This window comes from Methylotenera sp. N17 (assembly GCF_000799155.1).
Taxonomy (GTDB): Bacteria; Pseudomonadota; Gammaproteobacteria; order Burkholderiales; family Methylophilaceae; genus Methylophilus.
Genome location: NZ_JUGE01000001.1, coordinates 2,545,713 through 2,557,921 on the forward strand (window position 1 = coordinate 2,545,713; position 12,209 = coordinate 2,557,921).

A 12,209-nucleotide genomic window follows, 5' to 3' on the forward strand; every position below is an offset into this window, starting at 1 on the left:
ACAATGTCTCAAGGCAATTTATTTATTATTACCGCTGCTTCTGGCGCAGGAAAAACTAGCTTGGTGAAAGCCTTGCTGGCAAAAGATGCACAGATTAAGCTTTCCATCTCACATACCACGCGTTTACCTAGGCCGCTAGAGCAGCAAGGGATACATTATCATTTTGTAGAGGATGCTACTTTCTTGACCATGCTGGAGAATGGTGAGTTTCTGGAATCAGCGCATGTGCATGGCGCACGGTATGGCACTTCGCAAGCTGGTGTTGATGTGGCGCTGGCGTCTGGCCATGACGTGATTTTGGAAATTGACTGGCAAGGCGCTGCGCAAGTGCGTGAGATTTACCCAAGCGCCATCAGTATTTTTATACTGCCACCTTCAGTGGAAACCTTAGCAGAGCGTTTAAATAACCGCGGGCAAGACAGTGCGGAGGTAATTGCCAAGCGCGTGGCGGCGGCGCGTGAGGAGATGCGTCACTTAGTCGAGTTTGATTATGTTACAATCAACGATGATTTTGATGTAGCACTGCACGACTTACTGGCGATAGTGCGCACGCAACGACTTAAAATGACAGCGCAAGTCACGCGCTATCAAGCATTAATTCAAAAACTCACCTAAACTTACCCTGAGTTTAGGGTGGCTAACGTACATTTCTAAGAGGTTACATTATGGCGCGTATTACAGTAGATGATTGTTTAGATAAAATTCCAAACCGCTTTCAATTGACATTGGTGGCAGCTTACCGTGCACGCCAATTGGCCAATGGCTCTGATCCATTTGTGCATGGTTCTGCGCAAAAAGACAAGCCGACTGTATTGGCTTTACGTGAAATTGCAGCAGGTAAAGTGGGCGTGGAAATCTTAAACCGCGGTCATTCGTAATTTAAGCATGTAGCCTATGGTCACCACCGCTAATTATCTTAAGGCGGAATCTCCAAAACGCAAATCTGACACCCTATTAGACGTGCCGGATTTGCTTCCTGCAGACACCGAGCACTCCCCGCTTACCGTTCTGCTCAAGCAGTACCTGACTCAAGACGAAATTGAACAAGTGTGGGCGGCATATCGCTATGCCGATAACGCACACCAAGGACAAACCCGTAAGACGGGTGAGCCTTATATTACGCACCCGGTTTCAGTCGCATGCATTCTTGCTAAATTACACTTAGATATCCCCACTTTGCTGGCGGCTTTGCTGCATGATGTCGTAGAGGATACGGGTGTAGTGAGTGCTGAAATTGGCGAAGTATTTGGCAAGCAAGTGGCGGATTTGGTAGATGGTTTAACCAAGCTTGATAAAGTTGAATTACAAACCGCAACGCAGGCGCAGGCCGAAAACTTCCGTAAAATGTTGTTGGCCATGAGCCAAGACGTGCGTGTAATTTTGGTGAAACTGGCAGACCGTTTGCACAATATGCAGACGCTGGATGCAATGAAGCCTGAAAAGCAAAAGCGAATCGCGCGCGAAACCTTAGATATTTACGCGCCAATTGCTAACCGCTTAGGCTTGAATCCAATCTATCAAGAGCTGGAAGATCTAAGTTTTAAATACCTATACCCTACGCGATATCATGTGATTAACAAGGCTGTTAAGGCCGCGCGTGGTAATCGTAAAGAAGTCATCACCAAGATTTTAAACGCGATTGAAGATCAGTTAAAAGAAGCAAAATTAGAAGCGGATGTGATTGGCCGAGAAAAGCATATTTACAGTATTTATAAGAAGATGACGGGTAAAACCGTAAAATTGTCGCAAGTTAATGACATTTACGGATTTAGGATTATTGTAAAAGACACCGCCTCTTGTTATCTAGCATTGGGTGCTTTGCATGCGTTATATAAACCGATTCCCGGTAGATTCAAAGACTATATTGCACTTCCTAAGGTCAATGGTTACCAATCGCTACATACGACTTTGTTTGGGCCGTTTGGTACACCGATTGAAGTGCAGATCCGCAGTGAAGAAATGCATAACATCGCCGATGCCGGTGTGGCGGCACATTGGCTATACAAAACAACCGATGCGCATTTGACCAAACTGCAACAGCAAACACATCAATGGTTGCAGCGGTTGGTAGAGATTCAAACCGAGAGTGAAGACAGCTACGAGTTTTTGGAGCATTTTAAAGTCGATTTGTTTCCAGATGAAGTCTATGTGTTCACACCTAAAGGCAAAATTTTGGCCTTGCCCAGAGGCTCCAGCGCGGTGGACTTTGCCTATGCTGTGCACTCCGATGTCGGGAATAGCTGCGTTGCGGTAAAAATCAATAATGAGCTGGCGCCACTGAGGACCGAAATGCGCAATGGTGACAATGTGGAAATCATTACCGCGCCTTTAGCCAAACCTAACCCTGCTTGGTTGAACTATGTGGTGACAGGCAAAGCGCGTTCCCATATCCGCCATTATTTAAAGACGATTAAAGTGGAAGAGTCCGCGCATTTGGGCGAACGTATGCTCAATATAGCTTTGCGCGCACTGCATGTAGAGCCTAGTGAAGTGACCGATAAGCACTGGCAAAAAGTGATGCGTGACTATGGTGTGCAAACCAAAGCGGCTATTTTGACGGACATTGGCTTGGGCAAGCGTGTTGGTTTGATGGTGGCGCACCAGTTGCTTTCCAACAATAGTGAAGGCGCCGAGACAGAAAAAGAAAAAACCAGCAAACCATTAGACACGATTACCATTCGCGGCACCGAAGGTATGGCAGTGCAATTTGCGCAATGCTGCCGACCGATTCCGGGTGACCCGATTTTAGGCTTTATCAATAAAGACAAGGGGCTGGTCATTCATACGCACGATTGTCCGGCTATCCGCAAATTCAAGTTGGATCCAGACAAATGGCTGGATGTAGATTGGGATGCTGACAATAAAAAACTGTTCAAAGTGAACCTGCGCATTGCGGTAGCCAATCAGCGCGGTATGCTGGCAAAAATCGCCACGACCATTGCCAATGCAGAATCCAATATTGATAACGTCAGCGTGGAAGAGTCAGATGGCAGTCAATATACCAATGTCAATTTCACTGTGCAGGTGCACAATCGTGTTCATTTAGCAGAATTAATCCGTAATTTGCGTAAGATTCCTGATGTGGTGCGTATTAATCGCGTTAAAGGAAATCACGCCGAGCAAAAAATCTAGTGTATTCAGTTGTCTTCATTTTCAACACATCACTTATTAGCTGAGCAAAAAGGATTTACCCCTGCGTTGGTCAGCCATTTGGCCAAAATAGGTGTGCGTACCTTGCATGACCTGATTTTGCATTTGCCGTTGCGCTATATTGACGAAACCCGCATTACGGCAATACGTGATTTACGTTTGGGTGATGAGGCGCAGGTACAGGGCGAGATTGTGCATGCAGAAGTCACGTACAAGCCACGCAAAGCATTGATTGCACGCTTGCAAGATGAAAGTGGGCAGCTCACGTTACGCTTTTTGCATTTTTATCCCAGCCAAATCACGCAGCTTAAAGAAGGTGCAAAACTGCGTATTTATGGCGAAGTGCGCCACGGATTTTTTGGTTACGAGATGGTGCATCCGCAATGCAAAGCGTGGCGCGAGGATACACCCATCAATGCAGTATTAACGCCGGTTTACCCCACTACCGCAGGTTTATCGCAAGCGCATATTCGTAAAGCGGTAATGCTCGCTTTGCAGCGCGATCTTCTATTTGAAACGCTACCGGCGTCCATCTATGCCGAGCATCGCTTGCCTAGTTTTGCCGAAAGCATACGCACCTTACATCAACCCAGTCCAGATATTTCACTGGAGGCATTACAAGCACGCCGCTTGCCAGCGTGGCGTCGATTGGCGTTTGATGAGTTGCTGGCGCAGCAACTTTCCATGCGCAAACATCACGCAAAAAGACGTAGTTTGGATGCACCCAGTGTCGCTGCATCCGTGAAGTGGGTGCCGGCACTGCTCAAGCATTTGGCGTTTCAGCTTACTGCAGCACAACAAAAAGTCACTGCGGAAATCGCGCACGATTTAGCACAACCGTACCCTATGCAGCGATTGCTACAAGGCGATGTGGGTAGCGGAAAAACCATTGTGGCATGTATTGCGGCACTACAAGCCATTGAGCATGATTGGCAAGTGGCCTTGATGGCGCCGACAGAAATTCTGGCGGAACAGCACTATAAAAAATTTATGCAATGGCTAGTGCCGCTGCATATACACATTGCTTGGTTGACCGGCAGCCAAAGCAAAAAAGAGCGCGCACAAGCGCTGGATAGCATCGCCAGTGGCCAAGCGCAGCTGGCGATTGGCACACATGCCTTGTTTCAAGAGGCCGTCGTATTTAAACGTCTGGGTCTGGCCATTATTGATGAGCAGCACCGCTTTGGCGTGCAGCAGCGCTTGGCTTTGCGCCAAAAAGGGCAGCCTGAGCCACACCAGTTAATGATGTCAGCCACACCTATTCCGCGCACACTATCGATGAGCTACTACGCAGACTTAGATGTATCGGTGATTGATGAGTTGCCACCGGGCCGTACACCCATTGTCACTAAGCTAGTCTCTGATCAACGGCGAGACGAAATTTTACAGCGCGTGCGTGATGCCTGCCAATCAGGACATCAGGCGTATTGGGTATGCCCGCTGATTGAAGAATCAGAAGCGCTACAATTGCAAACCGCTAACGATACCTATGCTTACATGCAGGCGCAATTTCCTGAACTGAACATAGGCTTGGTGCATGGCCGCATGAAATCCGCAGAAAAACAGGCGGTCATGGAAGCCTTTAGCCAACACCAAACCCAGCTATTGGTTGCAACGACGGTGATTGAGGTGGGCGTGGATGTACCCAACGCAAGCCTGATGGTGATAGAACATGCAGAGCGTTTTGGGCTCAGTCAATTGCATCAGTTGCGCGGTCGGGTAGGGCGCGGCGCTGCCAAAAGTACCTGTATCTTGCTGTATCAGGCTAAGTTATCAGAGGCTGCGCGTGAACGTTTAAAAGTCATGTATGAGCATACGGATGGCTTTTTGATTGCGCAGGCTGATTTACAATTGCGTGGGCCGGGTGAGTTTTTAGGTACGCGCCAAAGTGGTGTGCCCATGTTAAAAATCGCCGATATTAACCGTGATGAAGATTTATTGATGGCGGCTAAAGCAACAGCAGAGCAGTTATTAATGCAGGCGCCGCAGGCGGTAGACGCACATTTGGCGCGGTGGATGTACCAAGTTGATGAGCTGGTGAAAGTATGACGGGCTGTGTATTAAACCATCACCACAATACAATGTGATAAACGGCTATGCCATAATCTGCAGCATGAATAAGCAGTCACTTTGAAAATAATCTTAACTTGAAAATATACCCGCATACCGTGAATCAAAGGCAACGTTGGTTACATAAACCGTTTGCTTGCCGTCGGGATCATGCCTGGCTGATCAATCACGATTCGCTGACTGCGCGCTTACAACAGCGCTATGTGCAGTTTTCCGTACAAACGCAGTCCATGCGTTTGGCGCGCGCCATGCAAGATGAAATTCAGTTGCTTGGGCTCAAGCCGCATCAATTGGCGACTGTGCGTGAGGTCAGATTAATCGGCAATCAGCAGGCAGTGGTGTTTGCACATAGCGTGATTCCGAGAAAAGCGTTGAGAGGGCAATGGCATCGACTTGCTCGCCTAGGTAATCAGCCTTTGGGCGCGCTATTGTTTGCCAATCCGCAAGTAAAACGCACGCCGTTACGTTATAAAAAGCTGACACAGCAACATCAGCTATACCAAAAAGCGGTGGCGCACCTTAATCATGCGCCCACTTACCTTTGGGCAAGGCGCTCTGTATTTTACTTAAATTGCGCTAGTATCCATCGTGCTAGTATCTTAGTCACAGAGGTTTTTTTACCGCAACTTTATGAATAAACAAACGCTGATGTTGAAGTTGGATGCTTATGAGCGCTTGATGCGCTTAGATAAGCCAATTGGTATTTTATTGTTATTGTGGCCCACGCTATGGGCATTACTCATAGCGGGGCGTGGCTATCCAACTCTTTCTATCGTACTTATTTTTGTGACAGGGACTGTGCTGATGCGCAGTGCCGGCTGTGTTTTAAATGACATGGCTGATCGCCGCTACGATGGATTGGTGGAGCGTACCAAATTGCGTCCATTAGCCACGCAAGAGGTGAGTGTAAAAGAAGCGGCTTGGCTGGCACTAGGGCTGTGTCTAATCGCCTTTATACTCGTGTGTTTTCTAAATCGGCAAACCGTGTTGCTTTCTGTCGCCGCTTTATTTTTAGCCGCTACCTATCCACTCACCAAGCGTTTTCTGGTGATTCCACAAGCGTATCTTGGCGTTGCTTTTGGCTTTGGTATTCCCATGGCGTTTGCAGCCATAAATGATTATGTGCCACCACTGGCCTGGCAATTGCTGCTTGCTAATGTGTTTTGGGCGATTGCCTACGATACAGCGTATGCCATGGTGGATCGTGAAGATGATCTAAAGATTGGCATTCGTTCTTCCGCGATATTTTTTGGGCGCTACGATGTGCTGGCGATCATGGTTTGCTTTGCGGCCATGCTAGGCATATTGACTTATGTCGGCATGTTTATGCGGTTCGGGCTGTTCTACTACGCAGGTTTACTGCTGGCGTTATTACTGATGATGCATCAATACTGGCTCATTAAAAAACGCCTTAAGGCAGATTGCTTTAAGGCGTTTTTGTGGAATAGCTGGATAGGTGGGGCAATTACGTTGGGCTTGTGGTTAGACTTGGTCTTCTACAAAGCCTCACACCTACTATTTTAGTTGCGTGCAAGATCCAATAATTCAAATTCGAAGTGCTCTTCGTTTGCAATTTCCACATTGTCTTTGCTTGTTTCTAGCGCAAGTTGTTTGAATGCTTCTGAGGTTTCGATTTCAGGTAAGTTAATGGTCATGGTTTTTTCCTTTTTCTGTCTACGTGATGTTTTTTCTTCATGCAGTGAAATAACCTCTGCAAGTTTGACTTCTTCTTCTGCAATTTCGCGCAATAGCACAAGCTCTTCAAATACAGGTTTATCAAAGCCAGCACGTGGCTCTAAGCGTGTGTTGTAAATCAGTTCATCTAAGAACACCAAGGCTTTTTCTGTGCCCCAGAGTTTTTGCAACTCTTTAGAAATGCGCTCAAAAGACTCTAGGCTGTTACTGTCAGCAAGCGGTCTTGAAAAGTCTTCAAGCTGCACGTTAAAGTGTTTTTTGCATTCGGTAGCGGCTACTTCAAACTCTTTTTGCATGCCTTCTTTGGCCAGTAAATCTAATAAGAATAACCAGGTGGAAGCTGAGTCTTTCGGTGTTTCGATTAAATGGTTTTGCAGCAACTCAATGGCTAAATGGATGCGGCCGTGTGAAATCAATAACTCGGCATCTTCGGTAATGTGCGTTTCTTCCTGAATGATTTCAGGCATGGCTTGGCTTGGATAAGTGCTATTAAAAAGCGGTGCATTACCCATGTCAGATAGTTCTTCTTGCGGTTTGGTAGAAGCGACAGAAGTTTGTGGCTCAAATGATTCATCTAAGCCAAATGTAAGATTGCTTTCGGCGGCATGCTGCTCGGCTTGCAAGCTTACCCATAAGGCTTGTTCATTTTCTGCGCGCGCAACAGCATTTCTTCTTCTTAACCAGTCTACAAAAAAGTAGCCAGTGGCCAATAAGCCGCCGCCTAAACAAAAGGAAAGCATGCGCAATACATCATTTTGTTGTTTAAGTGTAGTGAGCTCAGCTTGTGTGTTGATGTTGGCTTGTTTAAGGCTGGCGTTTTGTGCGTACAAGCTATTTAATTGCTTGTCTAGATGCGCCAAGCGGTTGTTCATCACGGTGACTTCATCGGCAAATTCTGCTTGTTCAGAATATGCCTGTGGGTTGGTTTCACGGCTGGTGTTGATACGTTTATCAAATGCCAATTTCATAGGCACATTGGCAAGTTCCCTAAAGTTGACATCGCCACTGGAAATAGACAATCTTGGTTTTGATTCCACCGGTGCAGCAACGCTGGATTTAGGGGTGTTGTAAACAACCTGTGCATTGTGTGCTGCGTTGTTGCTTGCGCCCGCAACAACAGAATCCACGTTTGGTGCTTTTACTTGTTTTGTGGCTGAGGCTTGGCGTTTGCTTTTGCGTGCTGTTTTGACAGTGGCTGCGTTTGTACTCAATGTACTTGCTGTTTCAGTTTCGGCCTCACTAAAGCTGCTTTGTACGCCGTTGTGGCTTATGGTCATTTCGCCATTGGTGTCGGTGTCTACATTAGAGATAGTGCTGGCCGGATCAATTAATAATTGATATTGGCGTGTAAATATAGCATCGCAGTGGCCTACCACAGTCAATGAAGCAATCGGCTCCAATACCGCTTTGTTAGAGGTCAAAGACAGAATGCCAGTTTCATCGGAGGTGCGATTGAGCTTGAAATTGACGTTGCTGATGGCATTGGTGTCGTCGCTCGCAATTGAAAAGCAGCGCTCATCCATTTTTTTGTCTAGCCCGCTCACCTTAATATTAGCTAGTAAGGGCTGGCCTAAATAAGACTTCACTTGAATATCGCTCAGGCCAATCGCTTTAGAATGCAACGAGTAACCGGTGCCCATCAAGGCAATGGCGATAATGATTGCTTTTCTAAGTTTTAAATTGTTATCCATATCCACCTCTTCATCACAATTGATGAAAACTTCGTCATCATTGTCTGTAGTATAATGTACTCAACTAAGTTGATAATTTTATTAAATATTAAAAATCAATAACTTACGTATTTCTCTGCGTCGTTGTTAACTGCTTTTGATTATATATAAGCAATCGGCATGCCAATATGTGTAATGTGTGTGGTAGACGGCAAAAAAATACTTTCTTAAAATAAGCAACTCGGCGTTGACAAGCGTTAAGGCAAAAGCATATAATCCGCCCTCTTGAATTTATAAGCTATGATTTGGTAGTTATAAAAAATGAAAACATTTTCAGCAAAAACACATGAAGTACAACGTGATTGGTTTGTCATCGACGGCACCGATTTAGTATTGGGTCGTTTGGCGAGTGCTATTGCACACCGTTTACGTGGTAAACATAAAACAATTTACACGCCGCACGTAGATACAGGTGACTACATTGTTGTCATCAATGCGGACAAAATCAAAGTGACAGGCGCAAAAGCGACTGATAAAGAATATCATCGTCACTCTGGTTACCCAGGTGGTATCAGCACCACTACTTTCTCTAAAATGCAAGACCGTTTCCCAGGCCGCGCATTAGAAAAAGCAGTAAAAGGCATGTTGCCAAAAGGCCCATTGGGTTATGCCATGATCAAAAAAATGAAAGTTTATGCTGGCGACAAGCATGAACATGCTGCGCAACAACCGCAAGCATTGACTATCTAAGGATTGCAAAATGATTGGTAAATATAACTACGGTACAGGTCGTCGCAAAAGTTCAGTGGCACGTGTATTCTTAAAATCTGGCAAAGGCAACATCATTGTGAATGATAAGCCTGTAGATGAATATTTCTCACGCGTGACTTCACGTATGATTTTGCGTCAACCATTAGAGTTGACGAACAACACAGCTAGCTTTGATATCATGGTGAATGTGGTTGGCGGCGGTGAGTCTGGTCAAGCCGGTGCAGTGCGTCATGGTATTACTCGCGCTTTGATCGATTACGATGCTGCATTGAAAAGCGCATTGTCACACGCAGGTTTCGTAACACGTGATGCACGTGAAGTAGAACGTAAAAAAGTGGGCTTACGCAAAGCGCGTCGTCGTAAACAATTCTCTAAACGTTAATTGCTTACTACGCTTCATTGAGCGTCTAAGTACAAAAAAAGGTCGCGCTAGCGGCCTTTTTCATTTAAGGTTTCATTTTTAGGGCAAGCACTTATTCATGACACAACAAGTTAAAGTCGGCATTGTAGGTGGCACAGGGTATACCGGTGTGGAGCTTTTGCGTTTGCTAGCAGTGCATCCGCATGTTGAGCTCACGGTGATTACCTCACGTGGCGATGCAGGAACATTGGTAGCGGATATGTTTCCAAATCTGCGGGGATATGTAGATTTGGCGTTTAGCGATCCGGCTACTGCCAATCTGGCTGCCTGTGATGTGGTGTTTTTTGCAACGCCACATGGTGTTGCTATGAGCCAAGCGCAAGCCTTGGTGGCTGCTGGTGTCAAAGTGATTGATTTGGCGGCAGACTTTAGATTGCAAGACACTGCCGTGTTTGAGCGGTGGTACAAAATGCCGCATAGCTGCCCAGAGATTTTACAGAATGCCGTCTATGGTTTACCAGAGCTGTTCCGCACACAGATTAAGCAAGCACAAGTCATCGGTAATCCAGGCTGTTATCCGACCACGGTATTGTTAGGCTTAGCGCCTTTGCTAGAAAAAGGACTGATTGATTTCTCAGCCCCCATCATTGCAGATGCTAAATCGGGCGTATCCGGTGCAGGCCGTAAGGCCGAAGTTGCAACGCTGTTCTCTGAGTCTAGTGACAATATGAAGGCGTATGGTGTTGCTGGACATCGCCATCACCCGGAAATCGAGGCGCAATTAACGCAGTTGGCACATCAGTCACTGCAATTTATTTTTGTGCCACATTTGATTCCAATGATACGGGGCATGTTGTCGACGCTGTATGTCAAGCTATCGGCTGCCGCGCAAGACGTGGATTTGCAAAAATTGTATGAAACACGTTATGCGGATGAGTATTTTGTGGATGTGTTGCCAGCTGGGAAACTTCCGGAAACACGTTCGGTCAGAGGAGCAAACCATTTGCGCATTGCCTTGCAGCGTCAGAGTGCAGACTATCTCACATTGGTAGTAGTACAAGATAACTTGGTGAAAGGCGCAGCCGGCCAAGCTGTGCAAAATATGAACATTATGATGGGGTTGGATGAGAAAACAGGCTTACAGGTATTGCCCTTACTCCCCTAATACACTGGCATGAAACCGATACGACGTAAATTCCGCAGTAACTTTGGCTTAACCGCTAAGCAAGTAGCAGTGCGTTCACGTCGTCCCTGGTATTTTCAGTGGCTGTCTGCGTTTATATTCATGTGTTTAGGGGTCGGTTTGGCATTTTGGGCGCTGCACGATAGCGAAAGAGAAACGATTCGTGTACGTTTACAGCAAACAACACTTGAAAATAAAGACCTGCAGACCAAACTAATAGGGGCGCAGCGTGAGTTACAGGTGGAGCTTGCGACAAATAATAACCTTGCAAAAGAGCTAGCAACCGTTCAAGATGAGAACTTGAAGGTCAAAGAAGAGTTGGTGTTTTATAAAAACATGCTGAGTAGAAGAACTGGCAAATAACCAACGTCATGCAGTTTCAATACCGTAGCGTTTTGTAAGGATTGGCAATGTTTTTCAAAAAAAGTAATAAGATTGATAGCAGAATCGATACATTAATCGGCGCGGATACGCGTGTAGAAGGCAATATTTATTTTAGCGGTGGCCTGCGTATTGATGGCGCAGTGTACGGCAATGTAGCAGAGCCAGTGGATTCGCCCAGCACCTTGATTTTAAGTGAACATGGGCGTGTAGAAGGCGCGGTTGCTGCAGCAAAAATTGTATTAAATGGTAAGGTGGTCGGCCCGGTCAAAGCTGGACAATTTATAGAATTGCAGTCGAAGGCACGTATTACTGGTGATTTGCATTACAAATCACTGGAAATGCATACCGGTGCAGTGATTGAAGGTCGCTTGATTTACATTGGTGAAGAGTCCGTAGACTCCGCGGTGTAGCTGGCGGCGCAAGAAATAAAATTTAAGTATTAAATCGTCGAACGTTTGCATGGGGCGGTCGTCGAACACATTATTGTAAGCAACTCAGGCACGAAAAAGGAGCGCACATGAATACAGTTGCAGAATTATCTACAGAGAGTTTGGCCAACATTGAGATGCCAGCACCATTGGTGTTTACCGACAATGCGGCAAAAAAAGTAAAAGAACTGATTGAGGAAGAAGGTACGCCAGATTTGAAGCTGCGCGTATTTGTCAGTGGCGGTGGTTGCTCAGGCTTCCAGTACGGTTTCACTTTTGAAGAGGAAGTGAACGAAGATGATACGCAAGTACAAAAAGACGCGGTCACCTTACTGATTGACCCAATGAGCTTACAGTATCTCATGGGTGCGGAAATTGATTACCAAGATAGTTTGCAAGGTTCACAGTTTGTGATTCGTAACCCGAATGCACAAACGACCTGCGGCTGTGGGTCTTCATTTTCAGTGTAAGGTATGCAGTTGCACACAACTAAAGCC

13 protein-coding genes are annotated in these 12,209 nt (G+C 46.1%); 12 read left to right on the plus strand and 1 reads right to left on the minus strand.

What is annotated here, in order from left to right; genetic code table 11:
* The first annotated feature begins 3 nt into the window (after positions 1-3).
* The 6 genes from gmk to ubiA all read left to right on the plus strand — a co-directional run bounded on the left by gmk (position 4) and on the right by ubiA (position 6,744).
* Positions 4-615, plus strand: a complete 612-nt coding sequence (gmk, locus tag FG11_RS12115; RefSeq protein WP_047535363.1) for a guanylate kinase — start codon at positions 4-6, stop codon at positions 613-615.
* A gap of 50 nt (positions 616-665) precedes the next feature.
* Positions 666-878, plus strand: a complete 213-nt coding sequence (gene rpoZ, locus FG11_RS12120) for a DNA-directed RNA polymerase subunit omega (protein ID WP_020183382.1) — start codon at positions 666-668, stop codon at positions 876-878.
* Between the two features lie 16 nt (positions 879-894).
* Positions 895-3,132 (plus strand): RelA/SpoT family protein, encoded by a 2,238-nt coding sequence (locus tag FG11_RS12125; RefSeq protein ID WP_020183383.1) that lies wholly within the window; start codon positions 895-897, stop codon positions 3,130-3,132.
* A gap of 9 nt (positions 3,133-3,141) precedes the next feature.
* Positions 3,142-5,199, plus strand: coding sequence for an ATP-dependent DNA helicase RecG (gene recG, locus FG11_RS12130; RefSeq protein WP_047535366.1), 2,058 nt, complete (start codon positions 3,142-3,144; stop codon positions 5,197-5,199).
* Between the two features lie 98 nt (positions 5,200-5,297).
* Complete coding sequence (locus FG11_RS12135) at positions 5,298-5,858, plus strand: chorismate--pyruvate lyase family protein (RefSeq protein ID WP_020183385.1); 561 nt, start codon at positions 5,298-5,300, stop codon at positions 5,856-5,858.
* Entirely contained in the window at positions 5,851-6,744 is an 894-nt protein-coding gene (ubiA, locus tag FG11_RS12140; RefSeq protein ID WP_047535369.1) for a 4-hydroxybenzoate octaprenyltransferase, read from the plus strand. Before FG11_RS12135 ends, ubiA begins: the two co-directional genes overlap by 8 nt.
* On the opposite strand, the gene FG11_RS12145 is transcribed toward ubiA, so the two are convergent.
* Positions 6,741-8,606, minus strand: a complete 1,866-nt coding sequence (locus tag FG11_RS12145; protein WP_047535371.1) for a type IV pilus assembly protein FimV — start codon at positions 8,604-8,606, stop codon at positions 6,741-6,743. The genes ubiA and FG11_RS12145 overlap by 4 nt on opposite strands.
* 300 nt (positions 8,607-8,906) lie before the next feature.
* Between FG11_RS12145 and rplM the strand changes: the two genes are divergently transcribed.
* From rplM to erpA, 6 genes are all read left to right on the plus strand, one after another.
* Positions 8,907-9,335, plus strand: a complete 429-nt coding sequence (gene rplM / locus FG11_RS12150; RefSeq protein ID WP_020183388.1) for a 50S ribosomal protein L13 — start codon at positions 8,907-8,909, stop codon at positions 9,333-9,335.
* A 10-nt stretch (positions 9,336-9,345) separates the two neighbouring features.
* A complete protein-coding gene (gene rpsI, locus FG11_RS12155; protein ID WP_020183389.1) occupies positions 9,346-9,738 on the plus strand; it encodes a 30S ribosomal protein S9 in 393 nt (130 codons plus the stop codon).
* 97 nt (positions 9,739-9,835) lie between these two features.
* Positions 9,836-10,882, plus strand: coding sequence for an N-acetyl-gamma-glutamyl-phosphate reductase (argC, locus tag FG11_RS12160; RefSeq protein WP_047535373.1), 1,047 nt, complete (start codon positions 9,836-9,838; stop codon positions 10,880-10,882).
* Between the two features lie 9 nt (positions 10,883-10,891).
* A complete protein-coding gene (locus tag FG11_RS12165) occupies positions 10,892-11,263 on the plus strand; it encodes a hypothetical protein (protein WP_020183391.1) in 372 nt (123 codons plus the stop codon).
* A gap of 47 nt (positions 11,264-11,310) precedes the next feature.
* Positions 11,311-11,694 (plus strand): bactofilin family protein, encoded by a 384-nt coding sequence (locus tag FG11_RS12170; protein WP_020183392.1) that lies wholly within the window; start codon positions 11,311-11,313, stop codon positions 11,692-11,694.
* Between the two features lie 107 nt (positions 11,695-11,801).
* Positions 11,802-12,182: an iron-sulfur cluster insertion protein ErpA gene (gene erpA / locus FG11_RS12175; RefSeq protein WP_020183393.1), complete on the plus strand. Its 381-nt coding sequence runs from the start codon at positions 11,802-11,804 to the stop codon at positions 12,180-12,182.
* Positions 12,183-12,209 lie beyond the last annotated feature (27 nt).